Annotated in this window: 22 protein-coding genes; 12 read left to right on the top strand and 10 right to left on the bottom strand. The window is 50.9% G+C overall.

The features are described from left to right. Nucleotides 1-270: 270 nt before the first annotated feature. Complete coding sequence (rhtA, locus tag AABJ99_RS15665) at nucleotides 271-1,158, bottom strand: threonine/homoserine exporter RhtA (protein WP_001295297.1); 888 nt, start codon at nucleotides 1,156-1,158, stop codon at nucleotides 271-273. 234 nt (nucleotides 1,159-1,392) lie between these two features. On the opposite strand from rhtA, the gene AABJ99_RS15660 reads away from it, so the two are divergent. Together AABJ99_RS15660 and ompX are read left to right on the top strand one after the other, a co-directional pair. Further along, entirely contained in the window at nucleotides 1,393-1,458 is a 66-nt protein-coding gene (locus tag AABJ99_RS15660) for a protein YliM (RefSeq protein WP_120795379.1), read from the top strand. A 52-nt stretch (nucleotides 1,459-1,510) separates the two neighbouring features. Next, nucleotides 1,511-2,026, top strand: a complete 516-nt coding sequence (gene ompX, locus AABJ99_RS15655; protein ID WP_001295296.1) for an outer membrane protein OmpX — start codon at nucleotides 1,511-1,513, stop codon at nucleotides 2,024-2,026. A 48-nt stretch (nucleotides 2,027-2,074) separates the two neighbouring features. Here the strand turns inward: ompX and opgE are convergent, their stop codons facing one another. Together opgE and mntS are read right to left on the bottom strand one after the other, a co-directional pair. Next, nucleotides 2,075-3,658, bottom strand: a complete 1,584-nt coding sequence (opgE, locus tag AABJ99_RS15650) for a phosphoethanolamine transferase (protein ID WP_039021129.1) — start codon at nucleotides 3,656-3,658, stop codon at nucleotides 2,075-2,077. Between the two features lie 269 nt (nucleotides 3,659-3,927). Next, on the bottom strand, nucleotides 3,928-4,056 hold the full coding sequence (mntS, locus tag AABJ99_RS15645) for a manganase accumulation protein MntS (protein WP_039021128.1): 129 nt from the start codon (nucleotides 4,054-4,056) through the stop codon (nucleotides 3,928-3,930). A gap of 185 nt (nucleotides 4,057-4,241) precedes the next feature. Between mntS and mntR the strand changes: the two genes are divergently transcribed. Then, nucleotides 4,242-4,709 (top strand): manganese-binding transcriptional regulator MntR, encoded by a 468-nt coding sequence (mntR, locus tag AABJ99_RS15640; RefSeq protein ID WP_000091016.1) that lies wholly within the window; start codon nucleotides 4,242-4,244, stop codon nucleotides 4,707-4,709. Beyond that, nucleotides 4,706-5,824 carry an anion transporter gene (ybiR, locus tag AABJ99_RS15635; protein WP_039021127.1) on the top strand — a complete coding sequence of 373 codons (1,119 nt, stop codon included), beginning with the start codon at nucleotides 4,706-4,708 and terminating at the stop codon, nucleotides 5,822-5,824. Before mntR ends, ybiR begins: the two co-directional genes overlap by 4 nt. 57 nt (nucleotides 5,825-5,881) lie before the next feature. On the opposite strand, the gene ldtB is transcribed toward ybiR, so the two are convergent. Then, entirely contained in the window at nucleotides 5,882-6,802 is a 921-nt protein-coding gene (gene ldtB, locus AABJ99_RS15630) for a L,D-transpeptidase (RefSeq protein ID WP_001056376.1), read from the bottom strand. 218 nt (nucleotides 6,803-7,020) lie between these two features. Between ldtB and ybiT the strand changes: the two genes are divergently transcribed. Next, entirely contained in the window at nucleotides 7,021-8,613 is a 1,593-nt protein-coding gene (gene ybiT, locus AABJ99_RS15625; protein WP_338387371.1) for an ABC-F family ATPase, read from the top strand. 249 nt (nucleotides 8,614-8,862) lie between these two features. Here ybiT and AABJ99_RS15620 read toward each other — a convergent pair whose 3' ends face one another. The 4 genes from AABJ99_RS15620 to ybiY all read right to left on the bottom strand — a co-directional run bounded on the left by AABJ99_RS15620 (nucleotide 8,863) and on the right by ybiY (nucleotide 14,572). Beyond that, nucleotides 8,863-10,122, bottom strand: a complete 1,260-nt coding sequence (locus AABJ99_RS15620) for a DUF1479 domain-containing protein (RefSeq protein ID WP_160524341.1) — start codon at nucleotides 10,120-10,122, stop codon at nucleotides 8,863-8,865. A 151-nt stretch (nucleotides 10,123-10,273) separates the two neighbouring features. After that, nucleotides 10,274-11,089 (bottom strand): sugar-phosphatase YbiV, encoded by an 816-nt coding sequence (gene ybiV / locus AABJ99_RS15615; RefSeq protein WP_039020430.1) that lies wholly within the window; start codon nucleotides 11,087-11,089, stop codon nucleotides 10,274-10,276. A 145-nt stretch (nucleotides 11,090-11,234) separates the two neighbouring features. After that, on the bottom strand, nucleotides 11,235-13,667 hold the full coding sequence (gene ybiW, locus AABJ99_RS15610) for a glycyl radical protein (protein WP_000209386.1): 2,433 nt from the start codon (nucleotides 13,665-13,667) through the stop codon (nucleotides 11,235-11,237). 5 nt (nucleotides 13,668-13,672) lie between these two features. After that, the gene (ybiY, locus tag AABJ99_RS15605; RefSeq protein WP_039020431.1) at nucleotides 13,673-14,572 is read right to left on the bottom strand and encodes a glycyl-radical enzyme activating protein; all 900 of its coding nucleotides are present in this window, start codon (nucleotides 14,570-14,572) and stop codon (nucleotides 13,673-13,675) included. Nucleotides 14,573-14,702: 130 nt separating this feature from the next. Between ybiY and fsa the strand changes: the two genes are divergently transcribed. Then, complete coding sequence (fsa, locus tag AABJ99_RS15600) at nucleotides 14,703-15,365, top strand: fructose-6-phosphate aldolase (RefSeq protein WP_001305948.1); 663 nt, start codon at nucleotides 14,703-14,705, stop codon at nucleotides 15,363-15,365. 87 nt (nucleotides 15,366-15,452) lie between these two features. Here the strand turns inward: fsa and moeB are convergent, their stop codons facing one another. Both moeB and moeA read right to left on the bottom strand, forming a co-directional pair. Then, nucleotides 15,453-16,202, bottom strand: coding sequence for a molybdopterin-synthase adenylyltransferase MoeB (moeB, locus tag AABJ99_RS15595; RefSeq protein WP_039020432.1), 750 nt, complete (start codon nucleotides 16,200-16,202; stop codon nucleotides 15,453-15,455). Continuing rightward, nucleotides 16,202-17,437 carry a molybdopterin molybdotransferase MoeA gene (gene moeA, locus AABJ99_RS15590; protein ID WP_039020433.1) on the bottom strand — a complete coding sequence of 412 codons (1,236 nt, stop codon included), beginning with the start codon at nucleotides 17,435-17,437 and terminating at the stop codon, nucleotides 16,202-16,204. The genes moeB and moeA overlap by 1 nt, the downstream gene beginning before the upstream one ends. 203 nt (nucleotides 17,438-17,640) lie before the next feature. Between moeA and iaaA the strand changes: the two genes are divergently transcribed. From iaaA to pdeI, 6 genes are all read left to right on the top strand, one after another. Beyond that, nucleotides 17,641-18,606: a beta-aspartyl-peptidase gene (gene iaaA / locus AABJ99_RS15585; RefSeq protein WP_039020434.1), complete on the top strand. Its 966-nt coding sequence runs from the start codon at nucleotides 17,641-17,643 to the stop codon at nucleotides 18,604-18,606. Continuing rightward, nucleotides 18,593-20,464: a glutathione ABC transporter ATP-binding protein GsiA gene (gsiA, locus tag AABJ99_RS15580; RefSeq protein WP_039020435.1), complete on the top strand. Its 1,872-nt coding sequence runs from the start codon at nucleotides 18,593-18,595 to the stop codon at nucleotides 20,462-20,464. Before iaaA ends, gsiA begins: the two co-directional genes overlap by 14 nt. Before the next feature lie 19 nt (nucleotides 20,465-20,483). Beyond that, a complete protein-coding gene (gene gsiB / locus AABJ99_RS15575; protein ID WP_039020436.1) occupies nucleotides 20,484-22,022 on the top strand; it encodes a glutathione ABC transporter substrate-binding protein GsiB in 1,539 nt (512 codons plus the stop codon). A gap of 17 nt (nucleotides 22,023-22,039) precedes the next feature. Then, nucleotides 22,040-22,960 (top strand): glutathione ABC transporter permease GsiC, encoded by a 921-nt coding sequence (gene gsiC / locus AABJ99_RS15570; protein ID WP_000936054.1) that lies wholly within the window; start codon nucleotides 22,040-22,042, stop codon nucleotides 22,958-22,960. Nucleotides 22,961-22,962: 2 nt separating this feature from the next. Next, entirely contained in the window at nucleotides 22,963-23,874 is a 912-nt protein-coding gene (gsiD, locus tag AABJ99_RS15565) for a glutathione ABC transporter permease GsiD (protein WP_001218007.1), read from the top strand. Nucleotides 23,875-24,051: 177 nt separating this feature from the next. Next, nucleotides 24,052-26,400: a sensor domain-containing phosphodiesterase gene (pdeI, locus tag AABJ99_RS15560; protein ID WP_039020501.1), complete on the top strand. Its 2,349-nt coding sequence runs from the start codon at nucleotides 24,052-24,054 to the stop codon at nucleotides 26,398-26,400. Nucleotides 26,401-26,403: the final 3 nt, after the last annotated feature.

Raw genomic sequence — 26,403 nt, 5'->3', positions numbered from 1 at the left:
CAGTAATTAACGAGACTAAGTATAGCACCGGCTATGTGTTCCGCTATTCTGGCTGTTCCTATCACACTAATAGTGGTAACAAGCGTGAAAAACAAAACTAATAAAAATTCAATGAGTTAGATATATTGATAAGAACAATTCTTATTTATTGGCTCGCCAGGAATTTTCGGAATAAATATGCTTTTGCATAATTCGATATATAAAGACGGTGTGGAGGAAAAGTAGCGAGAAATTCTGCATGGTTATGCATAACCATGCAGAAATGTAAATTTAATTAATGTCTAATTCTTTTATTTTGCTCTCTTTGCGTACTGTCAGCGTAGAACCCATTGAAGCGGCGATGATAGCGCCGAGCGCCAGCAGCTGTATGGGTGTCAGTGTTTCTCCGAGGAAAATCATCCCGGAAACGGCAGCCAGCGCCGGTTCCATGCTCATCAGCGTACCAAATGTCCGTGTTGGCAAACGGGTGAGAGCAATCATTTCCAGCGAATAAGGTAGAGCGGTCGAGAGAATAGCGACCGCCAGACCCAATGGAATAACCGACCAGTGCCAGAGTGCTTCACCAGCCTGAAGCGCTCCAATTGGCACGAAAATTAACGCTGCAATCAACGAACCAATTGCCACCGTCGCAGGGCCATGTTCCGCTCCTGCGCGTTGCCCACTTAAAATGTAAATAGCCCAACAAGCCCCTGCTCCCAGTGCCAGCGCACAGCCGGTTAAATCGACATGGGAAACGTCTTGCCCCAGCGGTAGCAGGAACCACAGACCAAGAACCGCCAGCACAACCCAGACGAAATCTACCGGGCGACGAGAAGAGAACAGCGCCACCGCCAGTGGTCCGGTGAACTCCAGCGCCACCGCAATACCCAGCGGTACTGTCTGAATAGAAAGATAAAAAAGATAATTCATCCCACCCAGCGAAACGCCGTAAAACAACAGCGGTAACCGCTGCTCTTTGGCAAAGCGCAGTCGCCATGGCTTAAAGAACGCGATGAGGATCAGCGTTCCTAATGCCAGACGCAGCGCAGTGACACCCGGTGCGCCCACCAGAGGAAAAAGTGACTTAGCTAACGAGGCTCCACCCTGAATAGACGCCATGGCAACGAGCAATATGACTATTGGTAACCAGACCGGCATTTTACGTAATGAACCAGGCATCCTTTCTCCCACAAATATCTAAACCTAAGTAAAGCGTGGAGTGTACTGGATATACCCAATGCTGGTTGAGCATTTGTTGAAAAAATTTTCCCCCGTTTTGACTAAAATGCGCCAGGATTGATGGAATCATTAGTCTGGTGATTAGGAATAATCTGGATGAATGACAGGGAATACATGCGTAATACTTACGCAGTTCTCTGAAAAAGTGATTTAAATTTAGATGGATAGCGGTGTATGGAAACGTTCTGTTACATGAAATGGCCCGTTAGACATCATAAATCGCGAAGAGTTTCCCATTAATTTTTGATATATTTAAAACTTAGGACTTATTTGAATCACATTTGAGGTGGTTATGAAAAAAATTGCATGTCTTTCAGCACTGGCCGCAGTTCTAGCTTTCACCGCAGGTACTTCCGTAGCTGCGACTTCTACCGTAACTGGCGGTTACGCACAGAGCGACGCTCAGGGCCAAATGAACAAAATGGGCGGTTTCAACCTGAAATACCGCTATGAAGAAGACAACAGCCCGCTGGGTGTGATCGGTTCTTTCACTTACACCGAGAAAAGCCGTACTGCAAGCTCTGGTGACTACAACAAAAACCAGTACTACGGCATCACTGCTGGTCCGGCTTACCGCATTAACGACTGGGCAAGCATCTACGGTGTAGTGGGTGTGGGTTATGGTAAATTCCAGACCACTGAATACCCGACCTACAAACACGACACCAGCGACTACGGTTTCTCCTACGGTGCAGGTCTGCAGTTTAACCCGATGGAAAACGTTGCTCTGGACTTCTCTTACGAGCAGAGCCGTATTCGTAGCGTTGACGTAGGCACCTGGATTGCCGGTGTTGGTTACCGCTTCTAATCACTTCGGTGATATAAAAAATCCGCCTCTCGGGGCGGATTTTTGTTTTTAAGGTTTCGGGTCGAAAATATCGGTTGCGAGATGGTTGTAATCTACCTTCTGTAACTGGAAGTTGGTGATGTATATCGGCCCGGCTTTCTTCTCAGATATAAACGGGTATTTGATGTTAATTTCCTTCGCTTTAATTCCCGTCCACTGCGAGAAAAAGCCTAAAAAGTCATTGGCTGAACGGCGGGCTTTAATCACCCGATGCGCTTTATCGTCGCTCGAAATGACCATAAAAGGCACCTGGAAATTTTGCTGATACTTATCATCATGGGCAAGGTATTGCACGTCTTTGCCGCGTTCTTTAAAGGCCAGACCGTGGTCCGCAAAGTAAACCAGCGAGAAGCTGCTGCCGCTATTGCGTAACTGGTCGTACAGCTTACGCAACAAATCGTCCGTTTGTGTCATGGTATAGAGATAGCATGACGTTTCTTTCGATTGCACAAAGGTTTCGTATTTGCCTTGTGTCCGGTCGCAGGCCTGCGGATGTGAGCCCATCAGATGTAAAACAATCAGTTGCGGTTGCGAGTGTTCTTGCGCCAGCACTTGAGCGGTCATATCCAGTAACGCTTCGTCTTTCGTGTTTTTATCTGCTTCAAAATTACCGTCTTTCAGGAAATACACTTCATCTGCCCGTTTGGCGATGCTGGCGATGGCGGTATCGTATTCTCCGATTTGGCCCTGATTGGAAAACCACCACGTCTGAAAGCCCGCGCGATTTGCCAGGGTGACAAAGTTATCCTGAAACTGTGGTTTGCCATCGACTACGCGATTGAGTGTTAAGCCAAGCGATTTCTGCGTGGAGCCACTGGCAGCAATGTAGTCAGCAAAAAGCAAACCGTTAACGCTGCTGGCAAACGGGGTATTATCCCAGTGACCGCCAAAGGCACCGAGGGCATCGCGACGCGCACTTTCACCGATCACCACCACATAGGTCTGATATTTCGGCTTAACGGCAGTGACCGTCCAGGTATCTTTCATTCCGGAAAGTTTTGCCATCCGTTCTTGCTCTTCAATCACCTCGTTATTATTGACGATGACATCCTTAGCAAAACGAAATACCGGATAGCCAGTATCTTTCAGTTTAAATACGCCGCCCCAGGCCAGGTTTTGCATGGGAGCAACAAAAAATGTCGCCACACTGAATACCAGACACAGGCTGTCGAAGGTATTCCAGCGCGCTTTTTCGCTCTCTTTTTTCCGCCTGATTGCTATTACGCCGAGTGCAAAAATAAATAAGCCGACCAGGTAGCTATACCACGGAAAAATCGTCAGGATTTCGGTCGACTCTTCCATATTGGTGGAGTGCAATGCCAGCAATGTATTGAAGTTAGGCGCGCCGTAGGCCTGAGCAAAAGGGAAATAACAAGCTGCCACCAGCGAACTGACACCGACCAGAACTTTTTGTACGCGAGGCAATGTTCGCCATAGCAAAAGCAAAATAGCCGTAAATGCGGCGGTGTATAGCAAACTGAAGGGGTAACCTAAGCCGAGGTTAATTAATAGCGACTGTAAAAAGTAGAACGCAGTCCACGGGCTAAATACCCGGCTACGGGTAACAAGCGATTCTTTGAGGGTTAAATTCATATGCCACTATCGTAACAAACGCCATGTGCTTACCCTGGCGTCAAGGGTCAATACCTGCAAGAGTGCGTGAAGAGGGGAAAAGGGTCCGCATCCGCGAGCCGCAATATACGCAGGGCTGCAAGAAGATAGAGCGAGCAGCCGTTAAGGTCAACTACTGACGAACAAATCTTTTGCGAAGGGGATTGCAAATCCGACAAAAAGTGGGGTTTTCAGGCCAAACACGTTATACCTGTATGAAAACAAGAGTGAGGCGGCGTACCGCGACGCCGCTATTTATCGGAAGGTTTATCTTGCTGCGGTTTGTGGTTGACCATATCGCACAACATAGAGAGCAGCATTAACCGTACTTTAAAGGGAGAATGACTAAACACGCGCATACACCTCTTGAACTCATTCATAAGACCTCCTGACTTGCTAATCCCGTCGATCCTTGAGGGATGATTGCATTACATACAGATATAGCACAGGCTATATTATATAGCTATTGCTAAAACGTTAATTTTTTGTACCTTCGCAACTCTGGTTTACAATGTGCGCACGAAATGAGAACGCTATGTATGCGTCACCATAATGAGGAAGCACAATGAGTCGTCGCGCAGGTACGCCAACAGCAAAAAAAGTGACGCAGTTAGTGAACGTGGAAGAGCACGTTGAAGGGTTCCGCCAGGTCAGAGAGGCGCATCGGCGCGAGCTTATTGATGATTACGTTGAGCTGATTTCTGACTTGATCAGGGAAGTGGGGGAAGCTCGTCAGGTGGACATGGCTGCTCGTCTGGGCGTTTCGCAACCGACGGTGGCTAAAATGCTTAAGCGACTGGCAACCATGGGGCTGATTGAAATGATCCCCTGGCGTGGCGTGTTTTTAACGGCAGAAGGAGAGAAGCTGGCGCAGGAAAGCCGCGAGCGACATCAGATAGTCGAAAATTTCTTGTTGGTGTTGGGCGTCAGCCCGGAAATCGCTCGTCGCGACGCGGAAGGCATGGAGCACCATGTCAGTGAAGAGACGCTGGATGCCTTTCGTTTGTTTACCCAGAAACACGGTGCCAAATGAGCCTGCCTTTTTTACGCACGCTGCAAGGCGATCGCTTTTTTCAGTTATTAATTCTTGTTGGCATCGGATTAAGTTTTTTCGTTCCCTTTGCACCGAAATCCTGGCTTGCTGCTATCGACTGGCACACCATCATCACCTTAAGCGGTCTGATGCTGCTGACCAAAGGTGTGGAGTTAAGCGGTTATTTTGATGTGCTGGGGCGCAAAATGGTGCGCCGCTTTGCTACGGAGCGACGGCTGGCGATGTTTATGGTGCTGGCGGCGGCGCTACTTTCTACCTTTCTGACCAACGATGTCGCGCTGTTTATTGTTGTTCCGCTGACAATCACACTAAAAAGACTGTGTGAGATCCCGGTTAATCGACTGATTATTTTTGAGGCGCTGGCAGTCAATGCGGGTTCGCTACTGACGCCGATTGGCAACCCGCAAAATATTCTTATCTGGGGTCGTTCTGGTCTTTCGTTTGCCGGGTTTATTGCCCAAATGGCACCGCTGGCTGGCGCAATGATGCTGACACTCCTGCTACTGTGCTGGTGTTGTTTCCCTGGAAAGGCGCTGCAATATCATACGGGGGCGCAAACACCTGAGTGGAAACCGCGGCTGGTGTGGAGTTGTCTGGGGCTGTATATCGTCTTTCTGACGGCGCTGGAGTTAAAACAAGAGCTGTGGGGACTGGTGATTGTAGCGGCGGGCTTTGCGCTGCTGGCTCGTCGCGTGGTGATCAGCGTGGACTGGACTCTGCTGCTGGTATTTATGGCGATGTTTATCGACGTCCATTTACTGACCCAACTGCCAGCTTTGCATGGGGTGTTAAGTAACGTGAGTCATTTATCCGAACCCGGATTATGGTTAACGGCGATTGGTTTATCGCAGGTGATCAGTAACGTGCCGAGCACGATTTTGCTGCTCAATTATGTGCCACCGTCTTTATTACTGGCATGGGCGGTAAACGTGGGTGGCTTTGGTTTATTACCCGGATCGCTGGCAAATTTGATTGCGTTACGGATGGCAAACGATCGCCGTATCTGGTGGCGTTTCCATCTCTATTCAATACCGATGCTGTTGTGGGCGGCGCTGGTGGGATACGTTTTATTCGTTATGCTCCCGGCCTGGTAGGGTCTGGCAAATAAAAAAGGCGGATGATGAGTCCGCCTCTGTTTTACGTTTTGACGATTAATTCAGACGAACCGGCATCCCGGAACGATTTTTGATCGCTTCATCCAGAACAACCTGGTCAACATCTGGCTGACCGGTCACTGTCTGCACGCTCTTGGTCAGGGTAATTGGCACAATTTCCTGACCTTCAAACTGGGCTTCGGTGGTAGACAGCGGGTTATGGACTTCAATATAACGGCTGCCGTCAGGCTCGGTGGTCGCTTTTACCGGCTCATCAATAAACTGTACGCGAGTACCGACCGGTACTTTCTCGAACAGGAATTTGATGTCTTCGTTACGTAGACGCACACAGCCATGACTTACACGCAGACCGATACCGAAGTTGGCGTTGGTGCCATGGATAGCGTACAGGCGACCGATGTAGAGTGCATACAGCCCCATCGGGTTATCCGGACCTGCCGGAACGACAGCCGGAAGCGGTTCGCCCGCAGCGCGGTACTCTGCGTGCATTTTGGCGGTCGGCGTCCAGGTAGGGCCTGCTTTTTTACGCTCAACTTTGGTGGTCCAGTTGATAGGCGTGTCTTTGCCTAACTGACCAATGCCGATGGGCAGCACGATAACGGTGTTGCTGCCTTTCGGATAGTAATAGAGACGCATCTCTGCGCTGTTAATGACAATGCCTTCATGAACGGTATCCGGCAGGATCAGCTGCTGCGGAATGTTCAGTACAGTACCGCCTTTCGGCAGGAAGGTATCCACACCCGGGTTAGCTTCCATCATGTTGGAAAGACCCATCTGGTACTCGGCGGCAAAATACTCCAGCGGCTGAGTGTTACCTTCAGGAATGGTGATCACCTGATTCTGACCAACCAGGCGACTCCCGTCGGTTGGCAGAGGATAAGTTACCGCAGAGGCGGTACTGCAAAAGCCGACAACAGCGAAGGCCGCTGCGAATAATGTTTTCAATTTCATATTCATGTTAAGCGAGATTTAGTGCCTGGCAGGCCATTGGGTTGAGAATATTAGAGTATTGGAAGCGCATTATAAGTTCATTCCAGCTCACAGTGAAATCAGATGTGTACGAAATCACATTTTTTGCCTTTGGGAAGAGTGTAGACCTTAAGCGGGGGACGGGATCTTCTTTCAGACTTATGGCATAATATGCGGTTTGTCATATCTCTTTTCAGGATACGCCTGTGTTAGTTTCCAGTAACGTCACCATGCAGTTCGGCAGTAAGCCGTTGTTTGAAAACATTTCCGTCAAGTTTGGCGGCGGCAACCGTTACGGCCTGATTGGCGCGAACGGTAGTGGTAAATCCACCTTTATGAAGATCCTCGGCGGCGACTTAGAGCCGACGCTGGGTAACGTTTCCCTCGATCCCAACGAGCGCATTGGTAAATTGCGTCAGGATCAGTTTGCCTTTGAAGAGTTCACCGTGCTGGATACGGTGATCATGGGGCATAAAGAGTTGTGGGAAGTGAAGCAGGAGCGCGACCGCATCTATGCTTTGCCGGAAATGAGTGAAGAAGACGGCTATAAAGTGGCCGATCTGGAAGTGAAATACGGCGAAATGGACGGTTACTCTGCGGAAGCTCGCGCCGGTGAACTGTTGCTTGGCGTGGGAATTCCAGTGGAACAACACTACGGCCCGATGAGTGAAGTTGCTCCTGGCTGGAAGCTGCGTGTGCTGCTGGCGCAGGCGCTGTTTGCTGATCCGGACATTCTCCTGCTCGACGAACCGACCAACAACCTCGACATCGACACCATTCGTTGGCTGGAACAGGTGCTGAACGAGCGTGACAGCACCATGATCATCATCTCGCACGACCGTCACTTCCTTAACATGGTTTGTACCCACATGGCGGATCTGGATTACGGTGAACTGCGCGTTTATCCGGGCAACTACGATGAGTACATGACGGCGGCGACTCAGGCGCGTGAACGTCTGCTGGCTGATAACGCCAAGAAGAAAGCGCAGATTGCTGAGTTGCAATCTTTCGTTAGCCGCTTTAGTGCCAACGCCTCGAAATCTCGCCAGGCAACTTCGCGCGCACGCCAGATTGATAAAATCAAACTTGAAGAGGTGAAAGCCTCCAGCCGTCAGAACCCGTTCATCCGTTTTGAACAGGATAAGAAACTGTTCCGTAACGCGCTGGAAGTGGAAGGTCTGACCAAAGGGTTTGATAACGGTCCCCTGTTTAAAAATCTCAACCTGCTGCTGGAAGTGGGTGAAAAACTGGCGGTACTGGGTACCAACGGCGTCGGTAAATCAACGCTGCTGAAAACGCTGGTGGGCGATCTGCAACCGGACAGCGGCACCGTAAAATGGTCTGAAAACGCGCGCATTGGTTACTACGCCCAGGACCACGAATATGAGTTCGAAAATGATCTGACCGTATTCGAATGGATGAGTCAGTGGAAGCAGGAAGGCGATGACGAGCAGGCGGTACGCAGCATTCTCGGTCGTTTGCTGTTCAGCCAGGACGACATCAAAAAGCCAGCGAAAGTGCTTTCCGGTGGAGAAAAAGGGCGGATGCTGTTTGGTAAGGTAATGATGCAGAAGCCGAATATTCTGATCATGGACGAACCGACCAACCACCTGGATATGGAATCTATCGAGTCGCTGAACATGGCGCTGGAATTGTATCAGGGAACGCTGATCTTTGTTTCTCACGACCGTGAGTTTGTAAGCTCGCTGGCGACTCGCATTCTGGAAATCACCCCGGAACGCGTGATCGACTTTAGCGGTAATTACGAAGATTACCTGCGTAGTAAAGGGATCGAGTAAGTTATTATCAGTAGCCCTGATAGGGTCAGGGCTACTGAAACTGATGACAAATGCAAAATTGCCTGATGCGCTACGCTTATCAGGCCTGACAGTGTACCACAATATATTGAATTTTCAGGACTTTGTAGACCGGATAAGGCGTTAACGCCGCATCCGTCATGAACAAAGCGCACTTTGTCAGCAATCAGAGCAACACCGAACCTGCTTTCTTAACCTCACATCAATTCACTTCTACTAATCCATCACCTCTCAAACATCCATGCCCAGCGCGCGCTTACCGTGAATGTTCAGATCATCCAGCGTAAATCGGCCATCCCAGTTTGCTTCATAATCTTCTCGAGGGAAATCGCCCGGTGATGCCCCTTTTTCCAGTGCTTTCCTGACGTTATGCGCATAAGCCCGGTTTTTCTCACACATCGGCGCGGCAGGGATATACATCACATTCCCCCAGCCTTGTTGATTATTTACCGATGCGACGGAGTGGATCACGTCGCAGTGCCACCAGACGGAATCCCCCGCTGTAATAGCTGGAATGGAAGTGAGTGCTTTAATCAGTAGTGGATGCCATTTCTCTGAAATGGGCAGAACTTTGCCAGGAGCGACCCCACACAACTCATCGTCCGGTACGTCATCCAGCAGTGGGCGCAATAAAACATACGCCATCGCTTCCGGGATTGGCACCACATGCAATAATCCCTGTCCTGGTAACATATCGGAAAGCGCCGTCCAGCCTTGAAAAGTGCGGAACACCGAACATTTTGTGGTGTTATCCACCGTGTACTCTTCAACATCAGTACGGTATGCAGCATCCCACGGATCGTAATCGTCGACATTACCGTTGAAAACATGGGCAAAAACACGCTGATAAGCGGGTAATAACCAACGTTCCAGCGCCCCAGAATCAGTGTGTGCACCCAGACCTTTAGACGTCGTGCCTGGTGGGCGGCGGCGGATCCTGTCCGGATAGATCACGCTAATATCGGGATCAAACCACTGCCTGCCGTTGCTTTCAGACTTCCACAGGCGGTTAAGGAAAGATTGCACCGCCGCCATATTGTCACTTTGTCGCGCCTGCATTTGTGCCTGCGACCAGTAAATAGGGTAGATTTCAGGACGAGATGCCTCCAGCGATCCAAAGAAGCTGTCGCCGGGACCTTTATAAACATCATCAAAATGATTGGCATCAAGATAGTCAAGCATTGCGCGATCCCATGCCAGTGCCTGTTCGCGGGGGAAATGGCCTTTAATTACTGCACAGCCGCGACGTTTAATTTCATTGCGCGTGGCTTCACTCACTGTACCTGCTGCAACGTCGCTATATGGGACTTCCGGCCAAACCGGTAATCCTTGCCCTTTGAGGGCGTCTATTTCTGCTACACGTGCTTCGATTTTTGCAGAGAGTTTATCGAAGACCTGTTGTACATCGCCGATCTGTTGTCGCAGCTCCGTTTTCATCTTACGGATAGCCGTTTTCGCATCTGTTGGCAGTGTCTCATAGGTAAAAGTCATATCAACCTCACAACTTTCGTTCGAAAGTAAAAATAGTTATGATTGATACTTTAAGTTAAAAATAAGTTAACGCAAGATGAAAATCTTGAGTAAGTGCACAAAGTGAGCAAAAAAGAGAGATGCCGGAACGATTGCTCCGGCCGGGAAAAGGTTACTTATTGAAAGGAGCGGTGTTATCCAGCACCGCCTGAATCACATTCAGCGCGCCTTCATGATTATTATCATCGGTAGCGTAACGGGAGATTTGTTTAATGTTTTCCGCAGCATTGCCCATCGCAAAGGAATAACGCGCCATTTTCAGCATCTCCGCATCGTTACCGCTGTCGCCAATCGCTACCACATTTTGCGGTGACAGATCCCAGCGTTTCAGTAACCGCGAAATACCATTCGCTTTATGCAGGCCAGGAATAATCAGGTCGATAAAGCCAAAACCACTGGTAACCGGCTTCATAATGCCGTCGAGCGCAACGTGCAGTTTGTCGACGACCAAGGGGATCTGCTCATCTGGCAGGTTGAGCGAAAATTTAAACAGCACATCGTCAATCTCCTGATAATCTTTTACAGGTTTCAGGCGATGGTAGTGTTTTGCCATCAGTGCGACAAATGCTTCGGGGGCATTTTCGCTGACATATGCACTTTGCAGACCGCAGGCGACAAAATTGAGTTGCTTATCTTTTAGCAATTCGCCAATAACAATCCGCGATTCATGTCGGGTTAATTCGCCGTGGAACAACTGCTTGCCATGTTCGTAAACCAGTGCGCCGTTTTCCGCGACAAAAGAGATCTCATCCTTTAGCTCAGGAAAGAACGAAATAAGCTGGTAATACTGATTACCGCTGGCGACAACGAACTCAATGCCGCGCTTTTTAAGTTCCTGATACTGCGCCATAAAACGTGGTTGGTTGTACGTTTTGGCGTCGTTAAGAAAAGTACCGTCCATGTCTGTGACGATAACTTTTACGCTCATAGGTGTGCTCCTGGCTCGAAAATGAAACCGTAACAGTGTAATAACAATGTGACGCAGAGCACAAATTATATTTCGAATGAAAGTGAGAGCGGAATTGATGATGTGAATGATTTGGCCCGGCGACGACGCCGCCGGGCTGAGGGGATTACAGCATGTGTTCGGTACGGGCGATGATATCGTCCTGTGCGTCTGGAGAGAGCGCGGTGAAGAAGGCGGAATAACCCGCTACGCGTACCACCAGATCGCGGTATTGATCCGGATGTTTCTTCGCCTCCAGCAATGTTTCGCGGGAAACAATGTTGTACTGAATATGCCAGCCTTTATGCACCTCAAAGAAGGTACGTAGCAGGATCATCAGTTTCTGCTTGTCAGATTCGTTCTCCAGCGTTGCCGGATTCAGTTTCTGGTTGAGCAACACGCCGCCGAGAATCGCTGCCGTAGGCAGTTTACCCACCGAGCCAATGACCGCCGTTGGGCCGAGATGGTCAGTACCGGAGGCCGGACTAGCGCCTTCTGCCAGCGGGGTATGTGCTTTACGTCCGTCCGGCGTTGCCATAGTCTGCGCGCCAAACGGTACGTTAGCGGAGATAGACGATGTGCCCGCATAATAGTTGCCGCCAATCGGACCACGACCGTAGCGCGGGTTATGGTACTGCTTCAGTTCGTCGATATAGGTTTGATAAGCGCGAGCCAGCAGCGTATCGACAGTATCATCGTCGTTGCCGTACTTCGGCGCGCCGTTAATCAGCCGCTGACGCAACTGCTCGTGCGTCAGGCCGTCGAAGTCATCCGCCAGTGCGGCAGCCAGTTGTTGCTGACCAATCGCGCCCTGTTCAAACACCAGTTTCTTCACTGCCGCCAGGCTGTTGCCGAGGTTAGCAATGCCGACCTGCAGGCCAGAAACCCAGTCATACTTCGCGCCGCCTTGTTTAATGCTTTTCGCTCGCTCAATACAGTCATCCACCAGCGCCGAGCAGAGAATATCGTGCACGTTCTCTTCCAGCATGGTGTCGACGACATATTCGATTTCGATTGATTTACGGGTGTAGTAACGGATTTGCGTGTCCCACGCGTCCATCACTTCATCGAAGTTGTTGAAGTTACCCGCTGACAACGCTTTTTCTTGTGGCAGGAACACTTTGCCGCTGGTGGCATCACGACCGCCTTCCAGCGCCGCCAGCATCACGCGGGCGAAGTTGATAAAGCTCATCCCGGTGCAGCGATAGCCCCATTTGCCACCGACGGCGGTTTCGATACAACCAATCGCTGCGTAGTCGTAAGCGTCCTGCGGTTCAATACCGAGTTTAATAAATTCCGGGATGACAATTTCGTCGTTGTTGAACGCCGGCATCCCGAAGCCGCAGCGGATCACCTGCACACAGGCGTCGAGGAAATCGTTGCTCATTCCTGCATGGTAACGCACGCTGAGGTTAGGCTGAGTGGAACGCAGGCGACCGCAGGATTCGAGGATCGCGTAAGAGAGTGGATTCACCGCGTCCATTGGTTGACCATCAACCAGATTTTGCCCGCCAATGGTGACGTTCTGATACAGCGGACTTCCCGCAGAGGCTTTTGAGTGTGAGCCGGAGCGGATCTTGTTCACTTCCAGCAATTTTAACCAGCAGCTATGCAGCATCTCGATGGCGTGTTCGCGATCCAGCGTCTGGTTCAGTTCAACGTCGCGGCGATAGTACGGGTAGAGATACTGGTCCATACGACCAAACGATACCGAGTGACCGTTAGATTCAATCTGCAAAATCAACTGGATGAAGTAGCACAGTTGCAGCGCCTGCCAGAAAGTCTGCGGCGGCTGGTGGGCGATAAGGTCGCAGTTTTCGGCCATCGCCAGCAGTTCATCGCGACGGCTTTCGCGGGGTTCGGTAGCGGCCATTTCACGCGCCAGGGCAGCGAAACGTTCAATATGTTCACTGACCGCCACCAACACGATATCAATCGCTTTCAGGAACTGCTCGCCGTGCAGATCTTCCAGCACGGTCAGGTTAATACGCGAGCGGCGCTCCGCCACTTTCTCGCGCAGACCATCAAGCCCTTTTTCCAGCAACAGCGGGAAATTGACCGCCAGGTGCGCATCGCCGGAGGTCATATTACCTTCCGCTTTAATGATACCGGTCGCCAGCAGGCCTTTTTGCTCATCGGTAAACATGCCATAGCAGCGATCCTGTACGGTCTGACCGCGCCACCACGGGCACACTTCATGCAGAACGCGTTTGTTCTCTTCGCTCACCGCAAAACCTGCACCCGGACGATCCGCCAGATCATCAATCTCTTTTTCGATCCAGGAGACGGTATATTCCGGGAAGATCGGCGCGGCGCGAACTTCGCTTGCCTGGTTGCCGATGATCAACTCATCGTGCTTGATCCAAATAGTGCGATTCGCCAGGTGATGGGCCAGCGCCAGAGCGCGACGTACCGGGATCGGCTTATCGAGATGTTGTTGATACATCTCGGTATAGTGCTGCGCGCGCTCGGTACAGACCGGCGGTTTCACAATATTCACCAGTGCATTTTTGTGCGCTTTAATGCGGTCGCTGAGCGTGTCCAGTTTCAGTGTGGTCATGGTTGTTATCCTCGTAAGGTCGCGGTTAACCCTTTCTGGCAGGCATACTGCTGGGCAAAGTCGAGCAGTTCTGGCGCATCAAGCGGTTTTTCCGGGGCGTCATAGGGCAGATTAAGTAAGTGATATTTGTTAATGCCCAGCGTGTGGTAGGGCAGGAAATGAATTTCGCCGACGTGCAGCTCGTCGGCGGCAAAATCGGTAATGGCTTTCACAGAGGTTTCATCGGCATTAAAGCCCTGAATCAACGGCACGCGGATGATGATTTTTTTCCCCGCCGCTGCGAGTTTTTTCAGGTTATCCAGCACTCTGGCGGCGTTACCGTCGGTCCACTGTTTAAACGGCACGTCGGCAACGTGTTTTAAATCGGCAAGAAACAGATCGATATACGGCAGAGAAGGGGCGATGTATTTCCACGGCACATGCAGACAGGTTTCTACCGCAGTATGAATACCGGCTTCGTGGCTGGTTTGCAGTAGCCCCATCGCCATTTCCGGCTGCATAAACGGCTCACCACCGGAAAGCGTTAAGCCGCCGCCGCTGCGATCGTAAAACGGTTTGTCGCGCAGAACGGTCGCCATGATCTCCTCAACGCTTTTCACTTCACCACACACGGTTAACGCCTGTGTCGGGCAGCAGTCGGTTAACGCCGTCAGATGCTCCGGGGTTAACTTTTCCCGATGAATAAGCAAACCATTCAGCGCGCGCTCAATCACTTCCGGCGCGGTCTTAGCGCACAGCTCGCAGCCTTCCAGACACAGACGTGCGTCATACAGAAGATCCTGCGTGCGGGCGCGGCTTTCTGGGTTCTGACACCAGCGGCAGCCCAGTGAACAGCCTTTAAGAAAAACGACCGTGCGGATACCGGGGCCGTCATGGGTCGAGTAGCGCTGAATATTGAAAATCATAGTTGCCTCTCTGTTTCGTTCAAACATTAAAATACTTTCGAATGAAAGTTTGATTGATGTGCGTCAACTGTTCAGAGAGTTTTCCCGTGATAGTCTACATTCAGACAAAAAGTACATTTTGAGGATGGTTATGGAACTGTATCTGGATACTTCAGACGTTGTTGCGGTGAAGGCGCTGTCACGTATTTTTCCGCTGGCGGGTGTGACGACTAACCCAAGTATTATCGCTGCGGGTAAAAAACCGCTGGAGGTGGTACTTCCGGAGCTTCACGAAGCGATGGGCGGTCAGGGGCGTCTGTTTGCCCAGGTGATGGCTACCACTGCCGAAGGGATGGTGAATGATGCACGTAAACTGCGTTCTATCATTGCGGATATCGTGGTGAAAGTCCCGGTGACTGCCGAGGGGCTGGCTGCTATTAAAATGTTAAAAGCAGAAGGGATTCCGACGCTGGGTACGGCAGTGTATGGCGCGGCACAAGGGCTGCTGTCGGCGCTGGCAGGTGCGGAGTACGTTGCACCTTACGTCAACCGAATAGATGCTCAGGGCGGTAGCGGTATTCAAACTGTGACCGATTTACACCAGTTATTGAAAATGCATGCGCCGCAGGCGAAAGTGTTAGCCGCGAGTTTTAAAACCCCGCGTCAGGCGCTGGACTGCTTACTGGCAGGATGTGAATCAATCACGCTGCCACTGGATGTGGCGCAGCAGATGATTAGCTATCCGGCAGTTGATGCCGCTGTGGCGAAGTTTGAGCAGGACTGGCAGGGAGCGTTTGGCAGAACGTCGATTTAACCGGACGTTCTGCATCCTCATAAATTGCTGGTGACGTGGCGGAGTGCACCGATGCTTGCCGCGTCTTATCAGACCTGGAGGTGGCAATTACTGCCCGCACACCTCGCACCCCGGATTACGCATCAGTTTCATTTCGCGAAACTGGCAAGTCATCGCATCGTACATAATGATTTTGCCGCTGGCAGGTTTGCCATAACCTGCCAGCAGTTTGATCGCTTCCATTGCCTGCAACGAACCAATTACGCCGATCAACGGTGCCATCACGCCTGCTTCTACGCAGGTTAACGCGTTCTCGCCAAACAAACGGCTAAGGCAGCGGTAGCAAGGCTCGCCGTCCTGATAAGTGAAGACCGTGATTTGACCTTCCATGCGAATTGCCGCGCCGGAAACCAGCGGCACCTTCGCGGCAAAACAGCCTGCGTTCAGTTGATTGCGTACCGCAACGTTATCCGTGCAGTCGAGCACCAGATTGTGTTCAGCAATCAACGCAGCAAGCTCCGCGTCATCAAGCAACGCATTTACCGGCGTAATCGCGATATGTGGATTGATCCGCGCCAGTGCGTCTCGGGCGGATTCCACCTTCGGTTGCCCGACCGTGGCATCACTATGCAGTGTCTGGCGTTGCAGATTTGAAAGCGAAACCGCGTCGAAGTCGAGCAGCGTCAGGTTGCCGACACCGGCGCTTGCCAGATATTGCGAGGCCGCGCAGCCGAGCCCACCCAGCCCGACGACCAGCACGCGAGAATCTTTTAATGCTTCCTGACCGTCAAAATCAAAACCACGCAGAATGATTTGCCGGTTGTAGCGCAGCATCTCCTGATCGCTGAGTTCTGCCATTACAGGCCTCCGAACAACGCGTTAAACGGTTCTACTTCCACCCATTCGCCCGCTTCTACATTGCCGCGCTCGCGTTCCAGTACGATAAAGCAGTTGCCGAGGCTAAAGGAGCTAAATATATGTGAGCCCTGATGCCCGGTGGTGGTGACTTCCAGCTCGCCGTCGGCGTTGCGTTGCAGCACACCGCGTTGGAAATCAAGGCGACCAGGCGTTTTCTTGAGGCGAGAAGCCGTGCGTACGCGCTGACGCACTGGCAGGCCGCTGGCGGTGTTGCCGCTCAATTTTGCCAGTAACGGCTGTACCAGTTGATAGAAGGTCAGCGTTGCTGAAACCGGATTACCCGGCAGGCCGCAGAACCAGCTATTACTGAGTTTACCGAACGCGAACGGTTTACCCGGTTTGATCGCCAGCTTCCAGAAGGCGATTTCGCCCAACTCTTCGAGAATGGTTTTGGTGTAATCCGCTTCACCAACCGATACACCGCCGGAACTGATCACCACATCTGCCTGGCTATCAGCTTCAATAAATGCGGCGCGCAGGGCATGGGGATCGTCGCGGATAATCCCTAAGTTGATTACCTCGCATCCCAGCTGTTCTAACATCAGGTGTACGGCGAGACGGTTGGTATCGTAGATTTGGCCGTCGCCCAGCGGCTGGCCTGGCAACTGGAGTTCATCACCGGTAGAAAACAGCGCTACACGCACTTTACGAATCACCGGAACTTCGGCAATCCCCAGTGAAGCAATTACTGGCAGCTCTGCGGTAGTCAGGCGTGTTCCCGCTGGGAAAACAACCGCACCCGCAGAGATATCTTCACCGCGACGGCGAATATTTTGCCCGCTACGCACTTCAGCAGTAAAACGCACGCCAGCGTCAGTCTGTTCGGTCTGTTCCTGCATCACCACCGCTTCGCAGCCTTCCGGCACCGGCGCACCGGTCATAATACGAATGCAGGTACCCGCAGGCCATTCACCATGGTACGGCTGACCGGCAAAGGATTTACCGGCAACGGGCAGCGGTTGCCCGGAGGCGATATCGGCTAAACGCACCGCGTAGCCGTCCATAGCGGAGTTATCAAACCCCGGGACATCCAGTGGCGAAACGACATCGCTCGCCAGAATACGACCAAAACACTGTACCAGTGGCAGCGTTTCCTGGGCGGTCAGTGGGGTAACGCGAGAAAGCATCTCATTAAGCGCGGTGTCGAGCGACATCAATCCGGTGGTAAATTCCATGAAAACACTCCTGCGGAGGCAAAATCGAATTTGCCTATTATGTCAGAAAAACGCCACAGACTGTATGCCACCTCGGGCGTAGCGCTGGCTCCTGCCTTTACATGCCATATCCATCTTTCTATATTCAAAAATTGAATGAGTAATTCATAAAAATTCTGATATTTATAGCAAAAGTGGCGAGCCACCCTTAATGGACGAATACTATGGGCAAAGCAGTCATTGCAATTCATGGCGGCGCAGGTGCAATTAGCCGCGCGCAGATGAGTCTGCAACAGGAATTACGCTACATCGAGGCGCTGTCTGCCATTGTTGAAACCGGGCAGAAAATGCTGGAAGCGGGCGAAAGTGCGCTGGATGTGGTGACGGAAACGGTGCGTCTACTGGAAGAGTGTCCACTGTTTAACGCCGGAATTGGCGCAGTCTTTACGCGAGATGAAACGCATGAACTCGACGCCTGTGTGATGGATGGTAACACCTTGAAAGCCGGTGCGGTGGCGGGCGTGAGTCATCTGCGTAATCCGGTTCTTGCTGCCCGGCTGGTGATGGAGCAAAGCCCGCATGTGATGATGATTGGCGAAGGGGCAGAAAATTTTGCGTTTGCTCATGGCATGGAGCGCGTCTCGCCGGAGATTTTCTCCACTCCTTTGCGCTATGAACAACTCCTGGCAGCGCGCGAGGAAGGGGCAACGGTTCTCGACCATAGCGGTGCGCCACTGGATGAAAAACAGAAAATGGGCACCGTGGGTGCCGTGGCGCTGGATTTAAACGGCAATCTGGCGGCAGCCACGTCCACGGGCGGAATGACCAATAAATTACCCGGACGAGTTGGCGATAGTCCCTTAGTGGGCGCCGGATGCTACGCCAATAACGCCAGTGTGGCGGTTTCTTGTACCGGCACGGGCGAAGTCTTCATCCGCGCGCTGGCGGCATATGACATCGCCGCGTTAATGGATTACGGCGGATTAAGTCTCGCGGAAGCCTGCGAGCGGGTAGTAATGGAAAAACTCCCTGCACTTGGCGGTAGCGGTGGCTTAATCGCTATCGACCATGAAGGTAACGTCGCGCTACCGTTTAACACCGAAGGAATGTATCGCGCCTGGGGCTACGCAGGCGATACGCCAACCACCGGTATCTACCGTGAAAAAGGGGACACCGTTGCCACACAGTGATGAACTTGATGCCGGTGATGTGCTGGCGGTTGAAAATCTGAATATTGCCTTTAGGCAGGACCAGCAGAAAATAGCTGCGGTCCGCAATCTCTCTTTTAGCCTACAACGTGGTGAGACGCTGGCAATTGTTGGCGAATCCGGCTCCGGTAAGTCAGTGACTGCGCTGGCATTGATGCGCCTGTTGGAACAGGCGGGCGGTTTAGTGCAGTGCGATCAAATGCTGTTGCGGCGGCGCAGTCGTGAGGTGATTGAACTTAGCGAGCAGAGCGCTGCACAAATGCGCCATGTGCGCGGTGCGGATATGGCAATGATATTTCAGGAGCCGATGACATCGCTGAACCCGGTATTTACTGTGGGTGAACAGATTGCCGAATCAATTCGTCTGCATCAAAACGCCAGTCGTGAAGAAGCAATGGTCGAGGCGAAGCGGATGCTGGACCAGGTACGCATTCCGGAGGCACAAACCATTCTTTCACGTTATCCGCATCAACTCTCTGGCGGGATGCGCCAGCGAGTGATGATTGCGATGGCACTGTCATGCCGCCCGGCGGTGCTGATTGCCGATGAGCCAACCACCGCGCTGGATGTCACTATTCAGGCGCAGATCCTGCAATTAATCAAAGTATTGCAAAAAGAGATGTCGATGGGCGTTATCTTTATCACTCACGATATGGGTGTGGTGGCAGAGATTGCCGATCGGGTACTGGTGATGTATCAGGGCGAGGCGGTGGAAACGGGTAGCGTCGAACAGATTTTTAATGCACCGCAACATCCTTATACCCGTGCGCTGTTAGCTGCTGTTCCGCAACTTGGTGCGATGAAAGGGTTAGATTATCCACGACGTTTCCCATTGATATCGCTTGAACATCCAGCGAAACAGGAGCCACCCATCGAGCAGAAAACGGTGGTGGATGGCGAACCTGTTTTACGGGTGCGTAATCTGGTCACCCGTTTCCCTTTGCGCAGCGGTTTGTTGAATCGCGTAACGCGGGAAGTGCATGCCGTTGAGAAAGTCAGTTTTGATCTCTGGCCTGGCGAAACGCTATCGCTGGTGGGTGAGTCTGGCAGCGGTAAATCCACTACCGGGCGGGCGTTGCTGCGCCTGGTCGAATCGCAGGGCGGCGAAATTATCTTTAACGGTCAGCGAATCGATACCCTTTCACCCGGCAAACTTCAGGCATTGCGTCGCGATATTCAGTTTATTTTTCAGGACCCTTACGCTTCGCTGGACCCACGTCAGACCATCGGTGATTCGATTATCGAACCGTTGCGCGTACACGGTTTATTGCAAGGTAAAGAAGCGGCTGCACGCGTTGCGTGGTTGCTGGAGCGCGTGGGTCTGTTACCTGAACATGCGTGGCGTTACCCGCATGAGTTTTCCGGCGGTCAGCGACAGCGCATCTGCATTGCTCGCGCGTTGGCATTGAATCCAAAAGTGATCATTGCCGACGAAGCCGTATCAGCGCTGGATGTATCTATTCGCGGGCAGATTATCAACTTGTTGCTCGATCTCCAGCGTGATTTCGGCATTGCGTATCTGTTTATCTCCCACGATATGGCCGTGGTAGAGCGGATTAGTCATCGTGTGGCGGTGATGTATCTCGGACAAATTGTTGAAATTGGTCCACGGCGCGCGGTCTTTGAAAACCCGCAGCATCCTTATACGCGTAAATTACTGGCGGCAGTTCCGGTCGCTGAACCGTCCCGACAACGACCGCAGCGTGTACTGCTGTCGGACGATCTTCCCAGCAATATTCATCTGCGTGGCGAAGAGGTTGCAGTCGTCTCGTTGCAATGCGTCGGGCCGGGGCATTACGTCGCACAACCACAATCAGAATACGCATTCATGCGTAGATAACATTCAGGCGGAGAATAAAATGGCAAGAGCTGTACACCGTAGTGGGTTAGTGGCGCTGGGCATTGCGACAGCGTTGATGGCATCTTGTGCATTCGCTGCCAAAGATGTGGTGGTGGCGGTAGGATCGAACTTCACCACGCTCGATCCATATGACGCGAATGACACGTTATCTCAGGCCGTAGCGAAATCGTTTTACCAGGGGCTGTTCGGTCTCGATAAAGAGATGAAACTGAAAAACGTGCTGGCGGAGAGTTATACCGTTTCCGATGACGGCCTTACTTACACCGTGAAACTGCGGGAAGGAATTAAATTCCAGGATGGCACCGATTTCAACGCAGCGGCGGTAAAAGCGAATCTGGACCGGGCCAGCGATCCGGCGAATCATCTTAAACGCTATAACCTGTATAAGAATATTGCCAAAACGGAAGCGATCGATCCGACAACGGTAAAGATTACCCTCAAACAGCCGTTTTCAGCGTTTATTAATATTCTTGCCCATCCGGCGACCGCGATGATTTCACCGGCAGCGCTGGAAAAATATGGCAAGGATATTGGTTTTCATCCGGTGGGAACCGGGCCGTATGAACTGGATACCTGGAATCAGACCGATTTTGTGAAAGTGAAAAAATTCGCGGGTTACTGGCAGCCAGGATTGCCCAAACTGGACAGCATAACCTGGCGTCCGGTGGCGGATAACAACACCCGCGCGGCAATGCTGCAAACCGGTGAAGCGCAGTTTGCTTTCCCCATTCCCTACGAGCAGGCCGCACTGCTGGAGAAAAACAAAAATATCGAGTTGATGGCCAGTCCGTCAATTATGCAGCGTTATATCAGTATGAACGTGACGCAAAAGCCGTTCGATAACCCGAAGGTCCGTGAGGCGCTGAATTACGCCATTAACCGCCCGGCGCTGGTGAAAGTAGCCTTCGCGGGCTATGCAACGCCAGCTACTGGTGTGGTACCGCCGAGTATCGCCTACGCGCAAAGTTATAAACCGTGGCCTTACGATCCAGTGAAAGCGCGCGAATTACTGAAAGAGGCGGGATATCCCAACGGTTTCAGCACCACGCTGTGGTCGTCACATAACCACAGCACCGCGCAGAAAGTGCTGCAATTTACCCAGCAGCAGTTAGCGCAGGTCGGGATTAAAGCCCAGGTGACTGCGATGGATGCCGGGCAGCGGGCGGCAGAAGTTGAAGGTAAAGGGCAAAAAGAGAGCGGCGTGAGAATGTTCTACACTGGCTGGTCGGCCTCGACTGGTGAAGCTGACTGGGCGCTATCGCCGCTGTTTGCCTCGCAGAACTGGCCGCCGACGCTGTTTAATACTGCGTTTTACAGCAATAAGCAGGTGGATGACGAGCTTGCCCAGGCGCTGAAAACCAACGATCCGGCGGAAAAGGCGCGCTTGTATAAGGCGGCGCAGGATATCATCTGGCAAGAGTCGCCGTGGATCCCGCTGGTGGTAGAAAAACTGGTGTCGGCACACAGTAAAAACCTGACCGGTTTTTGGATCATGCCAGACACCGGTTTCAGCTTTGAAGACGCGGATTTGCAATAAGCAACGCAGGGAGTGGAATGCTTAATTACGTTATCAAACGCTTACTGGGGTTGATTCCGACGCTGTTTATCGTCTCGGTGCTGGTATTTTTGTTTGTTCATATGCTCCCCGGCGATCCAGCGCGATTGATTGCCGGACCAGAAGCCGATGCGCAGGTCATCGAGCTGGTGCGTCAGCAACTGGGGTTGGATCAGCCACTGTATCACCAGTTCTGGCACTATATCACCAATGCCGTACAGGGCGATTTTGGCCTGTCGATGGTGTCGCGTCGTCCCGTTGCCAATGAGATTGCCAGCCGCTTCATGCCTACTCTATGGTTGACTATTACCAGTATGACCTGGGCGGTGCTGTTCGGCATGGGGGCTGGTATTATCGCCGCTGTCTGGCGTAACCGTTGGCCGGATCGATTAAGTATGACTATCGCGGTATCAGGGATTTCATTCCCGGCATTTGCGTTAGGAATACTGTTGATTCAGGTTTTCTCAGTTGAACTTGGCTGGTTACCCACCGTAGGTGCAGACAGTTGGCAGCACTACATTTTACCCTCCCTGACGCTCGGCGCGGCAGTGGCAGCCGTGATGGCGCGCTTTACCCGCGCATCGTTTGTCGACGTTTTAAGCGAAGATTATATGCGTACCGCGAGGGCGAAAGGGGTGAGCGAAACCTGGGTCATCCTCAAACACGGGTTACGCAATGCGATGATCCCGGTAGTGACCATGATGGGCTTACAGTTTGGCTTTTTACTCGGTGGTTCCATTGTGGTGGAGAAAGTCTTCAACTGGCCCGGACTTGGACGCTTACTCGTCGACTCCGTAGAAATGCGCGATTACCCGGTGATTCAGGCGGAAATTCTGCTTTTCTCGCTGGAATTTATTCTTATCAACTTAGTGGTGGATGTGCTTTATGCCGCCATTAACCCGGCTATCAGGTACAAGTAAGGATGCGAATATTTAACTGGCGACGTCAGGCGGTGTTAAACGCCATGCCATTGGTTAAACCTGACCAGGTACGCACACCGTGGCATGAATTCTGGCGACGATTTCGCCATCAGCATATGGCGATGGCCGCCGCATTATTCGTCATTTTATTGATTGTGGTGGCCATTTTTGCACGCTGGATCGCCCCCTATGACGCCGAAAATTTTTTCGATTATGACAATCTGAATAACGGACCTTCTTTGCAGCACTGGTTTGGCGTCGATTCACTGGGACGCGACATTTTCAGCCGTGTCCTGGTTGGTGCGCAAATCTCGCTGGCGGCGGGCGTGTTTGCCGTGTTTATCGGTGCGGCGATCGGGACGTTGCTGGGCTTGCTGGCGGGATATTATGAAGGCTGGTGGGATCGGCTGATCATGCGCATTTGCGATGTGCTGTTTGCCTTCCCGGGTATTTTGCTGGCCATCGCTGTTGTTGCGGTGTTGGGAAGCGGCATCGCTAACGTGATTATCGCCGTTGCCATTTTTTCCATCCCCGCGTTTGCCCGACTGGTGCGCGGCAATACGCTGGTGTTGAAACAGCAAACCTTTATTGAGTCAGCACGCAGTATTGGTGCCAGCGATATGACCATTTTATTGCGTCATATTCTGCCTGGGACCGTCTCTTCTATCGTGGTGTTTTTCACCATGCGCATCGGCACCTCGATTATCTCTGCCGCCAGCCTGTCATTTCTCGGCCTCGGTGCGCAGCCGCCGACACCAGAGTGGGGAGCAATGCTCAATGAGGCACGAGCGGATATGGTTATCGCGCCGCATGTCGCTGTTTTTCCGGCCCTGGCTATTTTTCTGACCGTACTGGCGTTCAATTTGTTGGGTGATGGTTTACGCGATGCGCTGGATCCGAAAATTAAAGGATAGTTACGTTTGAATATTGCTTGAAAGGGTAATCACCTCACAGGAAATTATTGCCCTAAGCAAGTGTTGTAACTTTCTGCTGATTTTGTAGAATCGGGTAATTTGGTTAAAAAGCCGCAGCAAGGGACTGTTTTTGCAGCGGCACAGCGTTCAGACAGTTATTTTGTTAAATGTATTAACATGCTGAGTTTATACGAAAAGATAAAGATAAGGCTGATAATTTTATTTTTATTGGCAGCACTGTCATTTATTGGCCTTTTTTTCATCATTAACTATCAACTGGTATCGGAACGCGCGGTAAAACGTGCCGATAGCCGCTTTGAACTTATTCAGAAAAACGTTGGCTATTTCTTTAAAGATATTGAACGTTCGGCCCTGACATTAAAGGACTCACTGTATTTATTAAAAAATACAGAGGAGATTCAACGCGCTGTGATCCTTAAAATGGAAATGATGCCATTTTTAGACTCGGTGGGACTGGTACTTGATGATAATAAATATTATCTCTTTTCGCGGAGGGCAAATGATAAAATCGCTGTTTATCATCAGGAACAAGTAAATGGACCGCTTGTCGACGAGTCAGGGCGGGTTATTTTTGCCGATTTTAACCCATCGAAACGACCGTGGTCGGTGGCTTCAGATGACTCTAACAACAGCTGGAATCCGGCATACAATTGCTTTGATCGTCCGGGTAAAAAATGTATCTCTTTTACGCTACGCATCAACGGCAAAGATCACGATTTGTTAGTGGTGGATAAAATTCATGTCGATTTAAACTGGCGATATCTGAACGAGTATCTTGATCAAATCAGCGCTAATGATGAAGTTCTATTTTTGAAACAAGGCCATGAGATCATTGCCAAGAATCAACTCGCTCGTGAAAAACTGATTATTTATAATAGCGAAGGCAATTATAATATTATTGATTCTGTCGATACTGAATATATCGAAAAAACATCAGCGGTGCCAAACAACGCATTATTCGAAATCTATTTTTATTATCCTGGCGGTAATTTATTGAACGCATCAGATAAACTTTTTTATCTGCCGTTTGCTTTCATTATTATCGTATTGCTGGTGGTTTATTTAATGACCACTCGTGTGTTCCGTAGGCAATTTTCTGAAATGACCGAGCTGGTTAATACGCTGGCATTTTTGCCCGACTCAACGGATCAAATCGAGGCTCTGAAAATTCGCGAAGGCGATGCGAAAGAGATTATCAGCATCAAAAATTCGATCGCGGAAATGAAAGATGCCGAAATTGAACGGTCAAATAAATTGCTCTCACTGATCTCTTACGATCAGGAAAGCGGTTTTATTAAAAATATGGCGATTATTGAGTCCAACAATAATCAGTACCTGGCTGTGGGGATCATCAAACTGTGTGGTCTGGAAGCCGTGGAAGCGGTGTTTGGTGTTGATGAACGCAATAAAATCGTCAGGAAATTGTGTCAGCGAATTGCCGAGAAATATGCGCAATGCTGCGATATCGTGACATTCAATGCCGATCTCTATTTACTTCTGTGCCGGGAAAATGTACAGACATTTACCCGTAAAATAGCGATGATAAACGATTTTGACAGCAGCTTTGGCTACCGCAATCTGCGCATCCATAAGTCTGCTATTTGTGAACCTTTGCAGGGAGAAAACGCCTGGAGTTACGCAGAAAAACTGAAACTGGCGATTTCCAGCATCCGTGACCATATGTTCTCAGAGTTTATTTTCTGTGATGACGCGAAACTCAACGAAATAGAAGAGAATATCTGGATTGCGCGTAATATTCGCCATGCAATGGAAATTGGCGAACTATTCCTGGTCTATCAACCGATTGTTGATATTAACACCCACGCCATTCTGGGCGCGGAGGCGTTGTGCCGTTGGGTGTCTGCGGAGCGGGGGATCATTTCACCGCTGAAGTTCATTACCATTGCTGAAGATATCGGGTTTATCAATGAGCTGGGTTATCAGATTATTAAAACGGCAATGGGTGAATTCAGACATTTTAGTCAGCGTGCGTCGCTGAAGGACGGTTTCTTACTGCATATTAATGTTTCGCCCTGGCAGTTAAACGAACCACACTTTCATGAGCGTTTTACCACCATCATGAAAGAAAATGGCCTGAAGGCGAACAGCCTCTGTGTTGAGATCACTGAAACCGTGATCGAGCGAATTAATGAACATTTTTATCTCAATATTGAACAACTGCGTAAACAAGGGGTACGGATATCGATTGATGACTTTGGCACCGGTTTGTCAAACCTGAAACGTTTTTATGAAATTAATCCAGACAGTATAAAAGTGGACTCGCAATTTACCGGCGATATTTTCGGTACTGCGGGGAAAATTGTGCGCATTATTTTCGATCTGGCACGCTATAACCGGATCCCGGTGATTGCGGAAGGCGTAGAGAGCGAAGACGTTGCGCGCGAATTAATCAAATTAGGATGTGTTCAGGCTCAGGGGTATCTGTACCAGAAACCCATGCCGTTCTCCGCCTGGGATAAAAGTGGAAAATTAGTAAAAGAGTAGTTT

This window comes from Escherichia coli (assembly GCF_036503815.1).
GTDB classification, from domain to species: Bacteria; Pseudomonadota; Gammaproteobacteria; order Enterobacterales; family Enterobacteriaceae; genus Escherichia; species Escherichia coli_F.
This window is presented reverse-complemented; position numbering and strand designations above follow the sequence as displayed.

Bases quoted from the DNA above. Each gene is read 5' to 3' on its own strand.
- rhtA (WP_001295297.1), bottom strand. From the start codon at position 1,158: ATGCCTGGTTCATTACGTAAAATGCCGGTCTGGTTACCAATAGTCATA.
- ompX (WP_001295296.1), top strand. From the start codon at position 1,511: ATGAAAAAAATTGCATGTCTTTCAGCACTGGCCGCAGTTCTAGCTTTC.
- opgE (WP_039021129.1), bottom strand. From the start codon at position 3,658: ATGAATTTAACCCTCAAAGAATCGCTTGTTACCCGTAGCCGGGTATTT.
- mntS (WP_039021128.1), bottom strand. From the start codon at position 4,056: ATGAATGAGTTCAAGAGGTGTATGCGCGTGTTTAGTCATTCTCCCTTT.
- mntR (WP_000091016.1), top strand. From the start codon at position 4,242: ATGAGTCGTCGCGCAGGTACGCCAACAGCAAAAAAAGTGACGCAGTTA.
- ybiR (WP_039021127.1), top strand. From the start codon at position 4,706: ATGAGCCTGCCTTTTTTACGCACGCTGCAAGGCGATCGCTTTTTTCAG.
- ldtB (WP_001056376.1), bottom strand. From the start codon at position 6,802: ATGAATATGAAATTGAAAACATTATTCGCAGCGGCCTTCGCTGTTGTC.
- AABJ99_RS15620 (WP_160524341.1), bottom strand. From the start codon at position 10,122: ATGACTTTTACCTATGAGACACTGCCAACAGATGCGAAAACGGCTATC.
- ybiV (WP_039020430.1), bottom strand. From the start codon at position 11,089: ATGAGCGTAAAAGTTATCGTCACAGACATGGACGGTACTTTTCTTAAC.
- ybiW (WP_000209386.1), bottom strand. From the start codon at position 13,667: ATGACCACACTGAAACTGGACACGCTCAGCGACCGCATTAAAGCGCAC.
- ybiY (WP_039020431.1), bottom strand. From the start codon at position 14,572: ATGATTTTCAATATTCAGCGCTACTCGACCCATGACGGCCCCGGTATC.
- fsa (WP_001305948.1), top strand. From the start codon at position 14,703: ATGGAACTGTATCTGGATACTTCAGACGTTGTTGCGGTGAAGGCGCTG.
- moeB (WP_039020432.1), bottom strand. From the start codon at position 16,202: ATGGCAGAACTCAGCGATCAGGAGATGCTGCGCTACAACCGGCAAATC.
- moeA (WP_039020433.1), bottom strand. From the start codon at position 17,437: ATGGAATTTACCACCGGATTGATGTCGCTCGACACCGCGCTTAATGAG.
- iaaA (WP_039020434.1), top strand. From the start codon at position 17,641: ATGGGCAAAGCAGTCATTGCAATTCATGGCGGCGCAGGTGCAATTAGC.
- gsiB (WP_039020436.1), top strand. From the start codon at position 20,484: ATGGCAAGAGCTGTACACCGTAGTGGGTTAGTGGCGCTGGGCATTGCG.
- gsiC (WP_000936054.1), top strand. From the start codon at position 22,040: ATGCTTAATTACGTTATCAAACGCTTACTGGGGTTGATTCCGACGCTG.
- gsiD (WP_001218007.1), top strand. From the start codon at position 22,963: ATGCGAATATTTAACTGGCGACGTCAGGCGGTGTTAAACGCCATGCCA.
- pdeI (WP_039020501.1), top strand. From the start codon at position 24,052: ATGCTGAGTTTATACGAAAAGATAAAGATAAGGCTGATAATTTTATTT.